Raw genomic sequence first — 17,188 nt, forward strand, 5'->3', positions numbered from 1 at the left:
CCGGAGGCAAAACTACTGGAGCACGGCCTTGACTTCCATCAGTTCCTTGGCGAACTTGATGGGTACCGCAAAGGTGATGGTCGGATTGCCGGCGTAGAAGAGACCGATTACCCGCCCACGATCGTCGAAGACTGGCCCGCCGCTGTTACCGGGTCCGGTGGCGTTGGCCGTCAGTTGATAGGAATCCGAGGCACTGTAGTAATCGTCTTTGCCGCCGCTGGTCGTGGTCACCGTACCACGTATGACCTTGCCGATGGCCCCTGGGGTGACGGTCGGCACCGGAATGTCCACAATATTCATTCCGCCTGGGTCGAGTATGTCTTTCGATTTGCCGGCGAAGAATACCTTGGGCGAGACCCCGGGATAGCCCAGCACGGTGATCGTATCGCCCGGCCTGACCTCCTCGTAGCTCGACTCGGGTGCGAGTACGGTCGGTTTGACTGCTGCCGGCGTGTCCACCTTGATCAAGGCCACGTCATGCTCGTCCGAGACGCGGGCGAGTTTGGCGGGAATGCGCAGCTTGTTGTTGGCGAAAGTCACTTCCAGCCGGTCATGTCGTCCGGCAACGGGTTTCTGCTCGCCGAGAGGCGTCTGCGACCAGACGCTTCTCTCGGGATACCAGCGGTGCTGTGGAACATTTTCGACGGCGATTAGTTGCTTCTTCTGGTTCAATTCGAGTCGCACTCCTGCTGGTAACACCTGGTAGGCTTTCCAGGGCGCAGCTACATGGCGATTGGTCAGGATGAACCCGTTCTCGGTGACGGCGAATCCCGAACCAGAGTGGCTGCCGCCAATCGGCGCAGCGTTTTTCTGCGCCTGTGGCGTCAACACAGGCTCCAGATCCCCCTTGTTCGTCCGCACATAGGCCGGCTTCCCCTCCCAGGATTGGTGATACAGCGGTTGCCCAGAAGCCAGGTCGATCAGCTTCCAGTTCACCTCGATGTACACCGTAGACCCCGAATACGCAGCAGCAATTTCCTTCGGCGTCATTACATTCTGCATCGCCTTGACCGTCGACGCAGTCGCTTCCGATTGCGATTTGGCCGCCTGAACCTGCGATGTCGTGGCCTCGATCTTCTTGTCCGTTTCCCTGCCCATGAAGACGAACACACCAGCCACCACTGCCACCAGAGCCAGCAACGCCGCAACGATGTTGACCATGGACTTGCGCGACTCCACCCTGGTCTCGGTAATCAGCCTTTCCACCGTTTCCTTGCCTACCCCGCGCGTGCCTGCCATGGTCGCGGAGGGCGCGGCTGTTTCGCTGCCGGCTGCAGCCGCCAGCGGGGCCACCGTCGCCTCACGGGTCTGCGCCGGCGGCGCCTGGCGCGGGTCGAACTGACGCGTCGCCCGGAGGGCGTCGGCAGGCGGCGGATCCAGTTGGAACGAAAGCTCGGGCCCTCCCGCTCCGAACTGGATGAGGTCATTATGGTGCAAGGCGACACTGTCGCGGATGCGCGCGCCATTGACAAACACGCCATTGCGACTGTTGAGATCGACCAGCGTGAAGCCCTTCTGCTGGGAATCGCGCTCGATCTTCGCATGATTGCGGCTTACCGTATCGTCACGCTCGGCGTCGTAGGACACACTGGCTGCAGGGTCGCGACCAAAGCTGATCTCCGTGGTTTGTGCGACCGGAAAAGTGACCTCCTGGTTCGCCTTCGAGCCGGTCAGGTGTCTGAGCACGACGCGTTGCGGTCGTACATCGGCATTCGCCGCCGGCCCCAGGGAAATCTCGCGGGTAGGTGCCGCCTGCCTCAGATCGATCTGGCGCGTCGCCTTCGCAGTGAGTGCCGGTGGCGGATCCATCTGGAAGCTGAATTCCGGGCCCCCGGCACCAAGCTGCACGACGTCCCCATGATGCAGCGCCGTGTTGCCGGTGATCCTCGACTGGTTGACGAAAACACCATTGCGGCTGCCGAGGTCGGTGAGGATGAAGACCGTGCTCTGTGCGGGGTCACGAGTGATCCTGGCATGGTTGCGGCTGACGGCATCGTCACGTTCCATGTCATAGGCAACGGTCGATGCGGCATCTCGTCCGAGCGATATTTCCGGCACTTGATCGAGGGGAAAGCTGATCTCCTGATTTGCTTTGGAGCCCGAAAGGTGCTTGATGACGATACGTTCCATCCGACCATCCTTCCTGTGAGTGCCACCCGATTGTATTGACTACCGATACATCACCCTGTGTGCCAGTCTACCCCAAGGCTCATCAACCTTCAATTCAATCCTGCGACATCGATGGCAGAGTTCCTGGAAACGCCTACAAACGACGTTATAATGTTATTTAAAACGTACGTTTAGACTGATCTGTAGGCTCCAGTCCCGATTGTTTCACAAGCTCTGGGCGGCGATTAGCGCTCGATGAAAGGAAGATGAATATGTGCAAAAGAACATCCTTCTGTGGCTGGCGGAGCAGCGTGTTCCTGGCTGTGGCGGTCAGCACCTCTGCCTGTTACGTGGTGCCGGCGGCAGGGCCCGATGGCACGGCTCAGTACAGATCTTACCCCTTGCCACCCGCAGGAACGCCGCTGCCACCGCCTGCAGGCGCCACGCCAGCGACGCTCACGGTCAGGCTCTATCCAAACAATGAACTGGCGACCCCCACCGGTGTCGTCAGCGGCAGCGTCACCAACATGATGACCGGCAAGGGCCGCTTCGTGGTCAACTATCTTGGCGAGGTACTGAGCGGAGAAGCGACGCGCATATCGAACGATGAAAAGCGCGGCGTTGCGAGCGCCTTCAGTTCTGGCGGCATGTACATGTCCTGTGAGTATCAGATGAACACGCCGCATCAGGGTGCCGGAACTTGTTCGTTCGCCAACGGTGCCAAATACCAGATGCACATCGGCAACTGAGCAGTCCGGCGGTCAGCGCTTCCAGGATCCGGATCTACGGCGCCGCCTGGCGTTGGCCAGGTACAGGCGCCAGGCGACCTGGGTCGCCAGATAGCCCAGGACCGCGAGAATGATGGCGAGAGCGACCAGTCCCGCTGCCAATGGTTTGCCGACGGCGAACATCCAGAGCCACACCTCCTCAGCCCAGCCGGTGATGGCGGTGATCCTGAACTCCGGCGGAACGATGAAGCCGGTAGAGTCGCCGGTCAGCAGACGGCCAAGCTGGTAGGCCAGCAGGTAGAGCGGGATGATGGTCAATGGGTTGCTGTACAGCGTGACCAATAACGCCAGTGGCAGATTGACGCGCAGGATCAGCGCGCCGATTGCCGCTCCGATCATTTGCAGCGGCCCCGGAATCAGCCCGCAGAACAGTCCGACCGCCACCGCGCCGGCTGCCGAGTGGCGATTGAGATGCCACAAGCGCGGATGCAGCAGAGATGCCTGAAACGGTCGCAAGTAGAGGTTGCGGTGAATGACCTCGCGCTCAGGGAGATATTTTTGTAGAAAGCGGCGCACGGCGATCATTATCCCAGCATCGAGATCAGGCGCGCGCCGGCCAGCGCAGCACCCCGGTCGCCAGCGTGGTCCCAGCACGACGACCACGCCGCCGACGAGCATGCCGGCGTCGAGCCTCTCGCCGAAGAACAGGCTGCCCCAGAGGACGCCGAAGAGCGGGATCAGGAAGGTCACGGTCACCGCGCGCGAGGCGCCGACGTTGGCAATCAGGCGGAAGAACAGCAGAAAGGCGAGCGCGGTGCAGCCGACGCCGAGAACGATCGCCGCCGACCACGCCATCCGCCGGGCTGCACGCTCGGCCAGAACCACAGGCGAAAGGGCAGCAGGATGATGGCGGCGACGATCTGCGATCCGGCAGCACTGACCAGCGCCGGAACGCCGCCGAGCAGGCGCCGGGTCAGGTTGGCGGCAAAGCCATAGGACAGCGTCGCCAGCAGCATGGCGACGATCGCCCAGCCGCTGCCGCCGGGCTTGAAATCGGCCTGATCGGCGGCGAGCAAGAGCACGCCGGCGAAACCGACGGCCAGACCGGCCGCGCGCGAAGCGCCGAGGCGCTCGTGCAACCAGAGGGCGCCGATCATCGCGGTGAAGATCGGCACCGTGGCATTGAGTATCGACGCCAGACCCGCGGTGATCGACAGCATCGCCCAGGCAATCAGCACGAATGGCAGCGCCGAACCGAAAACGCCCATCACCGCGATGCCGAAGGCGTGCTCGCGCAGCGCCCCGCCCTGCCGGCGCAGGATCAGCAGGGGCGCCAGACACCCCGCGGCGATCGCGACGCGCAGCCAGATCAGCGGCAGCGGACCAAAGCCGGCGCGGCGTAGCGCATGAACAGGAAGGAGCCACCCCAGAGCGCGGCGAGAAGAATCAGATCACTCAGATCGCGTAGTCGCATCGGGCCTCTCCTCCTTGGCAAGGCTGGATCCCTGTGCTTGCAAACCACACATCGGTTGACATTTCGAAACCTCACTCTCGGGAACGGACTCCATGGTAAATGCCCTCCCAAGGCCGAACGATACCCCAGGTAGACAAGAACGGGACAGAATCCACAGTGATCCGTGCACACGGCTGAGACGAGATGCAAAGTCGTGAACACGACTTGCTTGTCAAATTTCGCTAATGGATACAAGACGCCACTAGTGATTCGTGAAAAAAATCTCAAGATTTCGAGCAGACATCCGTTTCTGAGGGTACTACCCACCCTCACCGGCAGCGCGACGGAGCCAGTAAAATGTTCAAGCATGACCACTTAGCCATTATGCATTCTTCCCGGCGCGTCTCCCGCCGTTTGCACCGGCGCCCTGCCCTTCATGCCATGCCGTCGGCACAGCCGTCCGATTTCCTGCAGGCAGCGGTCGGCCGTGCGCAACACACGCACATTCACCGTTTCGCTACGCACCAACGGGAAGCTGCCGCACTGGCACTGCTGGCCGCCGAACTGCGCATCGGCGACCTCGAGAGGGCCTTGAGCGAAGCGCGAGCGGCAGCCCATACCGACGCGCTGACCGGCGCACTCAACCGTCACGGCTTTGCTGAAGCCTACCAACGCGAAGCGGCGCGCGCACACCGCAAGCACAGCCCCCTGGCACTGGCGCTGATCGATCTCGATGACTTCAAGCGATTGAACGATGCCCTCGGACACCAGGTGGGCGACGAGGCACTGGTTCATCTGGTCAAGGTTCTGCGCACAGCGCTACGCCCATCAGACATCCTCTGTCGCTTTGGTGGCGAGGAGTTTGTCCTGCTGCTGCCCGAAACGGCACTGAGCCAGGCGGCAACCGCAATTTCCCGTTTTCAGCGACAACTTGCCGCGCAGGCCATCCCGGGCAAGGACATCGTCCTGACCTTCAGTGCCGGCGTCGTCGTGCAGGAAAATGGCGAATCGCTCGAACACTCGATTCTGCGTGCCGACGCAGCGACCTACGCGGCCAAGCGGGCAGGCAAGAATTGCGTCGTCACGGGCTGAGCTTTCCCTGCGCACAGGCATACCGGAAACACGGCTCCGCACCGGCGTCAGGGGAGAGCCTGGCATGGTAGACTGCTCGCCAGTCGCCATCAATCCTCCATACCCCATCCGCCTCTTCCTTACGGTCATCGCCATGCGCTATATCTCGACTCGCGGTCACACCGCCAGTTCACCGAATTCATCAGCTCACACATTTACCGAGATCCTGCTCGGCGGGCTGGCGCCAGACGGCGGCCTCTACCTGCCGGAGGCTTACCCGCAGATCGGCCGTGATGAACTTGAGCAATGGCGGGGTCTGTCGTACGCCGATCTGGCCTACGCCGTACTCTCCAGATTCATTGACGATATCCCCGCAGCCGATCTGCAAGCCTTGCTGGCCAGGACCTACACCGCCGAGGTTTACTGCAACGGTCGCGTCAGAGCACAGGCGAGCGAGATCACCCCCTTGCTCTGGCTCGAACCACCGGATCCCGCGCGCGGCGAAGGCGGACTGGCGATCCTCGAACTATCCAACGGCCCGACCCTGGCTTTCAAGGACATGGCCATGCAGTTGCTCGGCAATCTTTTCGAGTACGTACTGGCCAGGCAGGGCGAGGAAATCAACATCCTCGGCGCCACCTCGGGCGATACCGGTTCATCGGCCGAATACGCGATGCGCGGCAAACAGGGTGTGCAGGTGTTCATGCTCTCGCCGCACGAGCGGATGAGCGCTTTCCAGCGGGCGCAGATGTATTCTCTACACGATGCGAACATCCATAACATCGCGGTACGTGGCATGTTCGATGATGCCCAGGACATCGTCAAGGCGGTGTCCAATGATCATGCCTTCAAGGCAAAGTACAAGATCGGAGCGGTCAACTCGATCAACTGGGCACGGGTTGCCGCGCAGATCGTCTACTACTTCAAGGGGTACTTCGCAGCGACTGCCGGCGGCAACGCCCGACAGGTCGACTTTGCGGTACCTTCAGGCAACTTCGGCAATATCTGCGCTGGCCACATCGCGCGCATGATGGGTCTGCCGATCGGCCGACTGGTTCTGGCGACCAACGAGAATGACGTGCTCGACGAATTTTTCCGGAGTGGCGTCTACCGCCCACGCGCGGCAGCCGAGACCTGCGCCACGTCGAGTCCGTCGATGGACATCTCGAAGGCGTCCAACTTCGAACGCTTTGTCTTCGATCTCGTTGGCCGCGATCCGGCCATGGTTCGCGAGTTGTGGTCAGCGGTCGATGCGGGTCGCAGCTTTGACCTGTCCGGAACGTCGTTCTTTGCCCGATTGCCGGAATTCGGCTTTGTTTCCGGGAAAAGCTCGCACGCCGATCGTCTGGCAACGATCCGCCGAACCTTCGACAGGTATGGCCTGATGATCGATACGCACACTGCTGACGGGCTCAAGGTCGGCAGCGAGTGGCGAACACCGGAGATACCGATGATCGTCCTCGAGACAGCCTTGCCGGTCAAATTCGAGGAAACCCTGGTTGAGGCCCTTGGCCGGAAACCCGAACGGCCAGCCAGCCTGCAGGGGATCGAAAACCTGCCCCAACGGGTTGCGGTCATGGACGTCAGTGTTGATGCAGTGAGAAGCTTCATAGCGCAGCACCTGCGCTGATTCTGGGCAGCCCGGCCGAAGCGGGATGGAGAAACCGCGTTCTAGAGATAGATCACGGCCGGAAAAACGGCGACGGCGAGCACCAGGATCAGCCATTCGAGATTATGCCGCGCCAGGAATCCCGTGAAGTGCATGATCAGAATCGAAATTGCCAACACGTAAAACAGCGCAAACAGCATCGGACCACCCCCCCTTGTTGCGCAGAACCAACGGCCAGCCGGCTTTGCATCGCTCGGGCCAAATTTTATATGACCGCCTTGCTCACCGTTCCGGTCGGCGATCGCGCTGCCGGACGGCAACCCTACAGCAAAGCCGCACGCTGTGTTGGCGAACGCCTACAGCACCTGAAAACGCATCGACAGATCAAGGGCGCGAACATCCTTGGTCAGGCTGCCAATCGAAATGCGGTCTACTCCGGTCTCGGCGATGGCACGCACGCTATCCAGGCTGACGTTGCCCGACGCTTCGAGAACGGCACGACCGGCGGCAATCGCTACGGCCTCACGCATCTCGTCAAGCCCCATGTTGTCGAGCAGAATCATTTCCGCACCGGCATCGAGTGCCTGCCCCAACTCGGCCAGGGTTTCGACTTCGATCTGAACGAACTGGCAACGACCTGCCGCGCTCTCGGCGATCCGTTGCGCGGCAGCCAGGGCGGCGGCGATGCTGCCGGCGGCAAGAATGTGGTTTTCCTTGATCAGAATCCCGTCATAGAGGCCAAGGCGGTGATTGCCACCACCACCGCATCTGACCGCGTACTTTTGTGCCAGGCGCAGACCGGGAATCGTTTTGCGCGTATCAACCACCTGCGCCCGCGTACCGGCAACCAGATCAGCGTATTGCCTGGCTTTGCTGGCAACCCCGGAAAGCAGCTGCAGGAAGTTGAGCGCACTGCGTTCGCCGGTGAGCAGGGCGCGCGCCGGTCCCTCGATTTCGCAAAGCAGTTGATCCGGGTTGATGCGTTGGCCATCCTCCGCCTTCCAGACGATGGCGATCGCCGCATCGAGCCGGGTGAAGCAGCGTTCGAACCAGGCGGTCCCACAAAGAATGGCGTTTTCACGAGCAATCACGGTGGCGCGCCGGATTTCGCCGGCGGGAACCAGTTGTGCGGTAAGGTCGCCGCTCCCGACATCCTCGCTGAGCGCGGCCGCGACGTTGCGCTCGATTTCCGTATCCAGCATGGCTGCAAAGGTCATGACAATTCCCGTACACTAAGAGCTGACTTGACCAATTCTACCACCGAAGGGAGACACATATGCTTGACCTGCTGCTTGTTGGCCTGGGGGTGATGCTTGCCCTTGCATTCGCCGGCGGCCTGGTTTACCTCTATGTACAGGACGTCACGCAGGAAAAGCATGCCGTGTTGCGGAATTTTCCGCTGGTCGGTCATTTGCGCTACTTTTTCGAGACTCTCGGCGAATACTTCCGGCAGTATTTTTTTCTCGGCGACCGAGACGAGATGCCCTTCGACCGGGCGACTCGCAGCTGGGTCTACCGCATGGCCAAGAATGAAGGTGGCATTATCGGCTTCGGCTCGACCTACCGGATCCATACGCCCGGCGCTCTGGTTTTCGTCAATGCTCCGTTCCCCGTCCTCGATGAGGAGCAACAGGCAACACCAGCGCTGGTGATTGGTGAAGGCCATTGTCGGACCCCTTTCGTCGGCCGCTCGCTGGTGAACATCAGTGCCATGAGTTTTGGCGCCATCTCCCAACCTGCCGTACGCGCGCTGTCTCATGGCGCAGCGGCGGCCGGCTGCTGGCTGGACACCGGTGAGGGGGGGCTTTCTCCCTATCACCTGGAAGGCGGTTGCGACATCATCTTTCAGATCGGTACGGCCAAGTACGGCGTTCGGGATGGCAACGGCGAGCTGTCCGACGAGCGCCTGCGCGAACTCGCCGCACAAGCGAGCGTACGGGCTTTCGAGATCAAGCTTTCGCAGGGAGCCAAGCCGGGCAAGGGCGGGGTTCTGCCGGGCAACAAGGTGACGCCCGAGATCGCACGCATCCGCGGCATCGCCGAAGGACGCGATTCACTGAGCCCGAACCGCCACCGCGACATCGCCAACATCGACGAACTGCTCGACCGGGTCGAACATGTCCGGGCCATCACCGGCAAGCCAGTGGGTGTCAAGACCGCCATCGGAGGTGATCGCTTCATCCAGGAACTCACGGCAGCGGTCGCGCAGCGTGGTCTGCAGGCAGCACCCGACTTTCTGACCATAGACGGCGGCGAGGGCGGCAGTGGTGCCGCACCGCAGGCGCTGGCCGATCACATGGCGATGTCGATTGACGAAGCCCTGCCACTGGTTGCCGACGCACTGCTGGCCAGCGGCCTCAAGGAACGGATTCGGATCATCGCTGCCGGCCAACTGGTGACGCCGGCGCGCGTCGCCTGGGCGCTGGCGACGGGCGCCGATTTCGTCAATACCGCGCGTGGCTTCATGTTCTCGCTGGGCTGCATCCAGGCCCTGCGCTGCCACACCAATACTTGTCCGACCGGCGTCACCACGCACGATCCGCGCCTGCAGCGCGGCCTGGTCGTCGAGGACAAAGCGACGCGGGTGGCGTCCTACTGCCGGAACATGAACAGGGAAATCGAAATGATCGCTCACTCCTGCGGCCTGCGCCATGCCCGCGAACTGCACCGCGAGCATGTACGCATCGTGCAGCCTTCCGGACAGAGCGTCGCACTCGACAGACTCTATCCCTATCCGGCGACGTCGCCCTGAAATCAGTCAGCCGCCGCGACGATGGCCAGCAGGTCTTCGCCGTAGCGGTCGGCCTTGGCAAGGCCGATCCCCGGTACGGCGAGCAGCGCCTGCACAGAGTCGGGCAGCAGCGCAGCGATCTCGTAGAGCGCGCGATCATGCAGGATCACGTAAGCGGGCACACCCTGTTCGCGCGCTCTCTCGCTGCGCCAGGTCCGCAGCCTGGCCAGCAGTGGCGAATCCTTGGCTCGCTGCGGCGAGCTGCCTGGCACGACCTTGCTCCGGGCTGGCTTGCCCTTTGGCCGATCCGAACGCCGTCGCAGCTTGAGGCTGATTTCCCCCTTGAGAATCGGCCGTGCGCTGTCCGTCAGCTTCAGCGCCCCGTAGGCCGCAGCGTCGGCTTCGAGCACCCCAGCGGCGAGCAACTGCCGAAATACCGAGCGCCAGCCCATGTCGTCCATCTCCGCTCCGACGCCGAAAGTCGGCAGGCGGTCGTGACCGAACTGCCTGACCTTGTCGGTAAGCTTGCCACGCAGGATGTCGATCAGATGCCCGGCACCAAAACGCTGGCCGGTTCGCAAGGCTGCGGACAGTGCTTTCTGTGCAGCCACCGTACCGTCCCAGAGCAGCGGCGGGTCAAGGCAGACATCGCAGTTGCCGCAGGGCGCTGCGGCCTCGCCAAAATAGTTGAGCAGGAGGACGCGACGGCACTGTCCCGATTCGCAGTAGGCGAGCATGCTCTCGAGCTTCTGCCTTTCGACGCGCTTCTGCTCGAGCGGTGCCGACGACTCCTCGATCATTTGCCGGTGGATGACCACATCATTCAATCCGTAGGTCATCCACGCCTGCGACGGATCACCGTCGCGCCCGGCGCGCCCGGTTTCCTGGTAATACGCTTCGAGGCTCTTGGGCAGGTCGAGATGGGCGACGAAGCGCACATCGGGCTTGTCGATTCCCATCCCGAAAGCGATGGTGGCCACCATCACCAGCCCATCCTCGCGCAGAAAGCGCTGCTGGTGACGCTGCCGGTCGCCAGCGGTCAGTCCGGCATGGTACGGCAGGGCAGTCACTCCCTGCGCATTCAGCCAGACGGCGGTTTCATCCACCTTGCGGCGCGAAAGACAATAGACGATGCCGGCCGCACCATGGTGCGCACCGAGAAAGCTCAGCAACTGCCTGCGCGGGTTGTCACGCTCGACGATCGTGTAACGGATGTTTGGCCGATCGAAACTTGCGACGAACAAGCTCGCTTCCTCGAGGTTCAGGCGGGTGATGATTTCCTGCCGGGTCAGCTGGTCGGCAGTCGCCGTCAGGGCGATTCGCGGTACCCCAGGGAAGCGCTGGTGCAGCTGTGAGAGCTGAATGTACTCCGGGCGAAAATCGTGTCCCCATTGTGAAACACAATGCGCCTCGTCAATCGCAAAGAGTGCGAGTTGCCGGCGCGCGACGAGTTGTTCGAGCAGGCCGATGAAACGCTCGCTGAGCAGCCGTTCCGGTGCCACATAGATCAGATCCAGCCCGTCGTCCAGCAATCGGCGCTCGGTATCGACCGCCGACCGGAAATCCATCGACGAGTTCAGGAAAGCCGCGCGCACACCCGCCAAGCGCAGGGCATCCACCTGGTCCTGCATCAGCGCGATCAGCGGCGAGACGACCACCCCAACGCCCTGGCGCAGCAGTGCCGGGATCTGATAGCAGAGCGACTTGCCGCCGCCGGTCGGCATCAGCACCAGTGCGTCACCGCCAGCGACGAGCTGGTCGACGATTTCCTCCTGCTGACCACGAAACGACGGGTAGCCGAAAACCCGGCGCAGGATGTCGACCGCGGGCTTGCTCATGGCCTGCGTGCGCCGTGGTAACGACCGAAGGGAATCAGATCCAGCGCTCCCGGTACAGTTCCCGGCCATCCCAGCAAAGAAACTCGCCTTGCGTCTCCTGCCAGTTCGCCAGGACCCAGCGCTCGACGTGAATGCCGTCGACCAGGTGGGCATGCGTCGCCGGACGATGTGTGTGACCGTGGATCAGCGTGGCATAGCCATGCGCACGCAGGAAATCGTCAGTCGCACCGGCATTGACGTCCATCAGGTAGTCCGCCTTGTCGCGCTTGGCAGATTCGCTTTTCTGGCGAGCCGCGATGGCCATCGCCTTGCGCTCCGGCAGGGATTTGCCCAGAAAGGTGGCCTGCCAGTCGGGCCGACGCGCCAGCGCACGAAATGCCTGGTAGTCGTGATCGTCGGTGCACAAGGCATCGCCATGCGACAGGACGAACTGCCATGCCGGCAGCGACAGGACATAAGGATCCGGCAGCAGCCGGGCGCCACTGCGGGCGGCGAAGTGGTCTCCGAGCAGAAAATCGCGGTTGCCATGCATCACCGACACGCGAACACCGGCTGCCGCCAGCGCGTGCAGTGCATCGACGATGTCAGCGGCAAAAGAATCCTCCGGATCTTCGAGGCAGTCGTCACCTGGCCAGGCTTCGAACAGATCGCCGAGAATGAACAATTGCTCGGCGGCACGCGCACGGCCACCGAGAAAATCCAGAAAAATGCGGGTGACACCCGGCGCCTGCGGCGCCAGATGCAGATCGGAAATGAACAGGATCACTACGGGGATGAATCGTGAACTGGTGCGGTCATCAGCAGACCTCGGCACGCTCGATCAGTACATCTTCGACGGGCACATCGCCATGCCCGCCGGAAAAACCCGTTTTGACTGCCTTGATCCGATCGACCACATCGCGACCCTCAACCACCTTGCCGAACACGCAATAGCCCCAACCCTGGGCATTAGGCGCACGGTAATTGAGAAAATCGTTGTTTACCAGATTGATGAAGAACTGTGCGGTGGCCGAGTGCGGTTCCGAGGTACGCGCCATGGCAACCGTGTAGGCATCATTCTTGAGCCCGTTGCTGGCTTCATTTCGGATCGGATCCTTGCAGGCCTTCTGTTTCATGCCCGGCGCGAAGCCACCGCCCTGCACCATGAAGCCGGGAATCACGCGATGGAAAACGGTGTTGTCATAATGACCGGCCTCGACGTAGTCGAGGAAGTTTCTGGCTGACAAGGGCGCTTTTTCGGCGTCCACTTCGATGGCGATGACGCCAAAATTGGTATGCAGCTTGATCATGGCTTTCCTTTCTCGGGAATGATCTTGACCGACTGGATGATGACCGGTTCAAGGGGAACGTCCTGGTGCATCGAGCGGTTTCCGGTCGCCACCCTGGCGATCTTGTCCACCACCTCCATGCCTTGTGTGACCTTGCCAAAAACCGTATAGCCCCAGCCATCGCTCGCGGGATAGTTGAGTGCGGCATTGTCGCGGTGATTGATGAAGAACTGTGAACTCGCCGAATGCGGATCCGCGGTACGGGCCATGGCGATCGTTCCCCGATCGTTTTTCAGGCCATTCTTTCCTTCGTTCTCCACCTTCCTGGCCGCCGACTTCTGTTGCAGGTCAACGGTAAAACCACCGCCCTGGATCATGAAGCCGGGAATGACGCGATGGAAAACCGTGCCGTTGTAGAACCCCTCATTGACGTACTGGACAAAGTTCTGGACAGTTTTTGGTGCCTTTTCGGAATCGAGTTCAATCACGATCCGGCCCATGCTGGTCTGCATGTCGACGCTGGGTGTAGCCAAAGCCGCCACCGACAGCAAGCCACCGGCAATCAGGGCAAGTTTCCTGTACATCAGAGAATTCCTCCAGGTAAATAATGATCTTCAGCCGATGCGTTCCTGCTGAATCAGCCACCTACCCCTGGATTTGACCAGGACGATGGTCTTGGTCACGGTGGATTTCAGGTAGGGCGAACTGTAATGCTGTCGGAGCCTCACCGTTGCCTTATCGTCGGCAAACGAGACCTTGATGTCCTCGATTTCAACCTGTAGCCTGCCGGGCTTGTTCATCGGTCGGGTACGCTCGATTTCCCATGCCTTGCGGGGAATCCCTCTGGGCGTACGAAAATCCGCTGCATAGTAAGCGAGATAGGCCTTGGCATCCTTGCGTGACCAAGCGTTGGCCCAAGCTTGCAGGGCCTTCGTCACCGCCTCCTCGTCGCCGGCAGCCGCCGCGGCCATCCTCGGCACCTCGACCCGGGCCGCCGCTGCTTGCTGTGCCGACTGGTCAGCCGCCGTCGCAGCGGCGAGTGGAGCGATGCCCTGGCCCGCGGACACGACGGCAGCCGCCGTGCTGGCAGCCGGGGCTGAGGCAACAGGCATGGCAGCCAGCTCGGTACCGCTCATCCGGCTGCTGGTCTCGCCAGCCGGCCGCATTGCCACCCCCGGGCTGCTTGTCGAGGGCTTGTTGAGTTCCCGAAGCCTGGCCAGCTTGGATTGTGTCACCCTCCTCGACGGATCGAACTGCAGCGCCTTGTCATAAGCCTGAGCGGCGAGCCTGGCGTAGACATCACCGAGGTTGTCGTAGGCAGTGGTGTAGCCCGGATGAATCCGGATGGCCATCTCGAGTGCCGTACGCGCCTTGTCGTACTGTTTCTGCTGAGCATACAGAACCGCCAGGTTGTTGTAGGGCTCGGGCAATTCCGGATAGTCCTCGGTCAGCTTGCTGAAGACGGCAATTGCTTCCGGCGGCTTGCCCATCTCGGTGAGGAGCAGGCCCTTGAGGAATCGCCCCTGGGCGTCCGCGGGTTTGCTCGCCAGGTAGGCATCGACCTTTTCGAGCGCCTGTGACTTCTGCCCCTGACGCATGAGCCGCTGTGCATCCGACAGCGTGTCGGCAGTGGCAAAGAATCCGGCGCAGCCCAGAAGGAGGCCGACGATCAGGGCTGAGGAAGTGGGCATAGACGTCGGGAGGTTCGAGTGCATGGTTATGGTATACTTGCCCACACGGCGGTTAGGTGTCACTAAACCGATCGATTCTAACAAGAAGTGCGTCCAAACCAAAGTCCTCTGCGTGCGTCCTTTGCGGAGCGCTACCGTGAGCCTGAAAATGCTGAAGATCTACAACTCGCTGACCAGAGAAAAGCAGGACTTCATTCCGATCACGCCCGGCTGCGTCCGCATGTACGTCTGTGGAATGACCGTCTATGACTACTGCCACCTCGGCCATGCACGTGTTCTGGTCGTTTTCGACATGGTGCAGCGCTGGCTGCGAGCGAGTGGGCTACGGGTGTGCTACGTCCGCAACATCACCGATATTGATGACAAAATCATCAAGCGGGCGCTGGCCAACCAGGAAAGCATCGGCCAACTGACGGATCGCTTCATCGGCTTCATGGATGAAGACGCAGCGGCACTGGGCGTGGAAAAACCCGATCATGAACCCCGGGCAACCCGATATATTCCTCAGATGCTCGACCTGATCGAGCGATTGGAGAAAAACGGGCTGGCTTACCAGGCGGCCGCTGGTGACGTGAATTTCTCGGTCCGCAAATTTCCTGGCTACGGCAAGCTGTCGGGCAAGTCCGTTGACGATCTACGCGCTGGGGAACGCGTCGAGCTTGATTCTGGCAAGGACGACCCGCTTGATTTCGTGCTCTGGAAACATGCCAGGGAAGGGGAACCTTTCTGGCCATCGCCCTGGGGCAATGGTCGCCCCGGCTGGCACATCGAGTGCTCCGCGATGAGTTCGGAACTGCTCGGCAAACATTTCGACATTCACGGCGGCGGGCAGGATCTGCAGTTTCCCCATCATGAAAACGAGATCGCGCAGTCCGAGGGCGCACATCGCTGCCCTTTCGTAAACTACTGGATGCATAACGGTTTCGTTCGTGTCGATGACGAAAAAATGTCGAAGTCGCTCGGCAATTTTTTCACGATCCGGGAAATCCTCAAGCAATACGATCCCGAAGTGCTGCGTTTCTTCATCCTGCGTGCGCACTACCGCAGCCCACTCAACTATTCTGATGCCCATCTCGATGATGCCCGGCAAGCGCTGAGCCGGCTGTATACCGCAATCAAGGCGGCGCAGCCCGCAGTCGAAGTGGCCGCAGTGGACTGGCATGAGCGGCATGCGATTCGCTTCTGCCAGGCAATGAACGACGACTTCAATACCCCCGAAGCGTGTGCAATTTTGTTTGACCTGGCAAGCGAGGTGAACCGCAGCAAGTCCGTGGAACTGGCCAGCCAGTTGCGAGGGCTGGCAGGCCTGCTGGGCCTGCTCAAGCGTGACCCACAGGTATTTTTGCAGGGGACGCCGGCGAACGACGCAGAGATCTCCGCAACCGCCATCGAAACGCTGATCGCCGACCGGCTGGCAGCGAAGAAACGCAAGGACTACTCCGAAGCAGACAGAATCCGAAGCGGACTCCTGGCCGCGGGAGTGGTCCTCGAGGATGACGCCAAGGGAACCAACTGGCGGCGTGCCTGATCGCTGATGGATTAACGAAGAACCCGGCCACTGTTGCCAATGACCGTCAGATCGACAAAGTGGGAACCCAACCTCTCATTGGCCGAATAGCTGACGCGATAGCCCCCCAGGTCGTGGTTCTGCATGCCTTCCAGGCTGGCAAGCAGCTTGTCGCGGCTCAGGTCCTTGCCCGCTTTGCGAATCGCATCGATCAGCACTTTCGCCATGGCGTAGGCTTCGACGCCGTAGTAGGAGAATTTTCCATTCTGGCCGAGCAGCTTCTGGTATTCGCGCACCAGCGGCGTGGTGTCGTTCCAGGGATAGGGCATGACCTGTGAAATGCCGATGCCGCGCGCCTCGTCGCCAAGCTCCTGCACCAGCAGGTCCGCTCCGACCGGCGAAAGGGTCATGAACTGCGGCTTCTGACCGGTTTTCCTCATCGCGCGAACGAAGGCTGCAGTCGGCTTGTACAGGGTCACCATGATTACTGCTTGCGGGTTCACCTGGGCGATGGTCTGCACCGCCTGGCTGACCTCGACCGAGTTACGCTCCACCGTGGCCACCGCTAATGGAGCCTGGTTGTGCTTCCTGAGCGCCGTGATGACACCATCGAGGCCGGATTTGCCGAAACCATCGTTCTGGTACAACACAGCGATGTTCCTGAAGCCGAGAGAGACCAGTTGATTGACGATCGCTTCGGTTTCGTTCGCGTAACTCGCCCGCACATTGAACATGTAGCGATTTTTCGGGTTGTCCCTGGGCGACTGACGGATCGAGTCGGCACCGGAAATCGCTCCGACCAGCGGCACTTTGGCAACGCCAAAGACCTCATTCATGGCCGCTGTCGTTGGACTCGAACCATACGACGCAAGCAAGGCAAAAACCTTCTCCTGGTTGATCAAGGTGCGGGTATTGGCTACCGCACGTTCCGTTTCATAGCCGTCATCGAGTGCGCGCAACTCCAGCCTTCTTCCATGAATCCCACCGGCGTCGTTGATCTGGCGAAAATAGGCGTTGATGACCATCTTCATGTCCAGTCCGTACGCCCCGTTAGGGCCGGAAAACGGCGCAGTCATGCCGATCAGAACGCTGTTGTCGGTGACACCCACCTCAGCGGCAAACACACAGCCGAACCAACTCAAGAAACCAAACAGTAGCGCTCTGGCGATCCTCATGCCATCTC

16 protein-coding genes are annotated in these 17,188 nt (G+C 61.1%); 5 read left to right on the forward strand and 11 right to left on the reverse strand.

The annotated features are described in order from the left end of the window. Positions 1-12: 12 nt before the first annotated feature. Positions 13-2,130: an FHA domain-containing protein gene (locus V5B59_RS03960; RefSeq protein WP_169071221.1), complete on the reverse strand. Its 2,118-nt coding sequence runs from the start codon at positions 2,128-2,130 to the stop codon at positions 13-15. Positions 2,131-2,375: 245 nt separating this feature from the next. On the opposite strand from V5B59_RS03960, the gene V5B59_RS03965 reads away from it, so the two are divergent. Beyond that, positions 2,376-2,858, forward strand: coding sequence for a hypothetical protein (locus V5B59_RS03965; RefSeq protein WP_288128936.1), 483 nt, complete (start codon positions 2,376-2,378; stop codon positions 2,856-2,858). A 12-nt stretch (positions 2,859-2,870) separates the two neighbouring features. Here the strand turns inward: V5B59_RS03965 and V5B59_RS03970 are convergent, their stop codons facing one another. Further along, positions 2,871-3,692 carry a DUF2062 domain-containing protein gene (locus V5B59_RS03970; protein WP_332351602.1) on the reverse strand — a complete coding sequence of 274 codons (822 nt, stop codon included), beginning with the start codon at positions 3,690-3,692 and terminating at the stop codon, positions 2,871-2,873. Beyond that, the gene (locus V5B59_RS03975) at positions 3,620-4,216 is read right to left on the reverse strand and encodes a DMT family transporter (protein WP_332352170.1); all 597 of its coding nucleotides are present in this window, start codon (positions 4,214-4,216) and stop codon (positions 3,620-3,622) included. Before V5B59_RS03975 ends, V5B59_RS03970 begins: the two co-directional genes overlap by 73 nt. Before the next feature lie 515 nt (positions 4,217-4,731). Here V5B59_RS03975 and V5B59_RS03980 point away from each other — a divergent pair. Beyond that, positions 4,732-5,382, forward strand: coding sequence for a GGDEF domain-containing protein (locus tag V5B59_RS03980; RefSeq protein WP_034913429.1), 651 nt, complete (start codon positions 4,732-4,734; stop codon positions 5,380-5,382). Positions 5,383-5,515: 133 nt separating this feature from the next. Next, a complete protein-coding gene (gene thrC / locus V5B59_RS03985) occupies positions 5,516-6,991 on the forward strand; it encodes a threonine synthase (protein ID WP_169071233.1) in 1,476 nt (491 codons plus the stop codon). A 41-nt stretch (positions 6,992-7,032) separates the two neighbouring features. Here the strand turns inward: thrC and V5B59_RS03990 are convergent, their stop codons facing one another. Continuing rightward, positions 7,033-7,170: a hypothetical protein gene (locus V5B59_RS03990; RefSeq protein WP_169071219.1), complete on the reverse strand. Its 138-nt coding sequence runs from the start codon at positions 7,168-7,170 to the stop codon at positions 7,033-7,035. A gap of 156 nt (positions 7,171-7,326) precedes the next feature. After that, complete coding sequence (nadC, locus tag V5B59_RS03995) at positions 7,327-8,187, reverse strand: carboxylating nicotinate-nucleotide diphosphorylase (protein ID WP_169071218.1); 861 nt, start codon at positions 8,185-8,187, stop codon at positions 7,327-7,329. A gap of 59 nt (positions 8,188-8,246) precedes the next feature. On the opposite strand from nadC, the gene V5B59_RS04000 reads away from it, so the two are divergent. Continuing rightward, entirely contained in the window at positions 8,247-9,722 is a 1,476-nt protein-coding gene (locus tag V5B59_RS04000; RefSeq protein WP_332351603.1) for an FMN-binding glutamate synthase family protein, read from the forward strand. A 2-nt stretch (positions 9,723-9,724) separates the two neighbouring features. Here V5B59_RS04000 and recQ read toward each other — a convergent pair whose 3' ends face one another. The 5 genes from recQ to V5B59_RS04025 are packed head-to-tail and all read right to left on the reverse strand — an operon-like array spanning position 9,725 to position 14,498. Next, positions 9,725-11,539, reverse strand: a complete 1,815-nt coding sequence (gene recQ, locus V5B59_RS04005) for a DNA helicase RecQ (RefSeq protein ID WP_169071217.1) — start codon at positions 11,537-11,539, stop codon at positions 9,725-9,727. A 34-nt stretch (positions 11,540-11,573) separates the two neighbouring features. After that, positions 11,574-12,305: a UDP-2,3-diacylglucosamine diphosphatase gene (locus V5B59_RS04010; protein WP_034915291.1), complete on the reverse strand. Its 732-nt coding sequence runs from the start codon at positions 12,303-12,305 to the stop codon at positions 11,574-11,576. A gap of 31 nt (positions 12,306-12,336) precedes the next feature. After that, entirely contained in the window at positions 12,337-12,828 is a 492-nt protein-coding gene (locus tag V5B59_RS04015; RefSeq protein ID WP_034915295.1) for a peptidylprolyl isomerase, read from the reverse strand. Continuing rightward, positions 12,825-13,391, reverse strand: coding sequence for a peptidylprolyl isomerase (locus V5B59_RS04020; protein ID WP_169071216.1), 567 nt, complete (start codon positions 13,389-13,391; stop codon positions 12,825-12,827). The genes V5B59_RS04015 and V5B59_RS04020 overlap by 4 nt, the downstream gene beginning before the upstream one ends. A gap of 30 nt (positions 13,392-13,421) precedes the next feature. Further along, complete coding sequence (locus V5B59_RS04025; RefSeq protein WP_034915299.1) at positions 13,422-14,498, reverse strand: L,D-transpeptidase Cds6 family protein; 1,077 nt, start codon at positions 14,496-14,498, stop codon at positions 13,422-13,424. Positions 14,499-14,640: 142 nt separating this feature from the next. Here V5B59_RS04025 and cysS point away from each other — a divergent pair, with 142 nt between their 5' ends. Then, entirely contained in the window at positions 14,641-16,026 is a 1,386-nt protein-coding gene (cysS, locus tag V5B59_RS04030) for a cysteine--tRNA ligase (protein ID WP_288129781.1), read from the forward strand. Positions 16,027-16,037: 11 nt separating this feature from the next. On the opposite strand, the gene V5B59_RS04035 is transcribed toward cysS, so the two are convergent. Then, the gene (locus V5B59_RS04035) at positions 16,038-17,180 is read right to left on the reverse strand and encodes an ABC transporter substrate-binding protein (RefSeq protein ID WP_169071214.1); all 1,143 of its coding nucleotides are present in this window, start codon (positions 17,178-17,180) and stop codon (positions 16,038-16,040) included. Positions 17,181-17,188: the final 8 nt, after the last annotated feature.

This window comes from Candidatus Accumulibacter contiguus (assembly GCF_036625285.1).
Classification (GTDB): domain Bacteria; phylum Pseudomonadota; class Gammaproteobacteria; order Burkholderiales; family Rhodocyclaceae; genus Accumulibacter; species Accumulibacter contiguus.

Coding starts and splice junctions, on each gene's coding strand:
- V5B59_RS03960 (WP_169071221.1), bottom strand. CDS start 2,130: ATGGAACGTATCGTCATCAAGCACCTTTCGGGCTCCAAAGCAAATCAG.
- V5B59_RS03965 (WP_288128936.1), top strand. CDS start 2,376: ATGAATATGTGCAAAAGAACATCCTTCTGTGGCTGGCGGAGCAGCGTG.
- V5B59_RS03970 (WP_332351602.1), bottom strand. CDS start 3,692: ATGGCGTGGTCGGCGGCGATCGTTCTCGGCGTCGGCTGCACCGCGCTC.
- V5B59_RS03980 (WP_034913429.1), top strand. CDS start 4,732: ATGCCGTCGGCACAGCCGTCCGATTTCCTGCAGGCAGCGGTCGGCCGT.
- thrC (WP_169071233.1), top strand. CDS start 5,516: ATGCGCTATATCTCGACTCGCGGTCACACCGCCAGTTCACCGAATTCA.
- V5B59_RS03990 (WP_169071219.1), bottom strand. CDS start 7,170: ATGCTGTTTGCGCTGTTTTACGTGTTGGCAATTTCGATTCTGATCATG.
- nadC (WP_169071218.1), bottom strand. CDS start 8,187: ATGACCTTTGCAGCCATGCTGGATACGGAAATCGAGCGCAACGTCGCG.
- V5B59_RS04000 (WP_332351603.1), top strand. CDS start 8,247: ATGCTTGACCTGCTGCTTGTTGGCCTGGGGGTGATGCTTGCCCTTGCA.
- recQ (WP_169071217.1), bottom strand. CDS start 11,539: ATGAGCAAGCCCGCGGTCGACATCCTGCGCCGGGTTTTCGGCTACCCG.
- V5B59_RS04015 (WP_034915295.1), bottom strand. CDS start 12,828: ATGATCAAGCTGCATACCAATTTTGGCGTCATCGCCATCGAAGTGGAC.
- V5B59_RS04020 (WP_169071216.1), bottom strand. CDS start 13,391: ATGTACAGGAAACTTGCCCTGATTGCCGGTGGCTTGCTGTCGGTGGCG.
- V5B59_RS04025 (WP_034915299.1), bottom strand. CDS start 14,498: ATGCCCACTTCCTCAGCCCTGATCGTCGGCCTCCTTCTGGGCTGCGCC.
- V5B59_RS04035 (WP_169071214.1), bottom strand. CDS start 17,180: ATGAGGATCGCCAGAGCGCTACTGTTTGGTTTCTTGAGTTGGTTCGGC.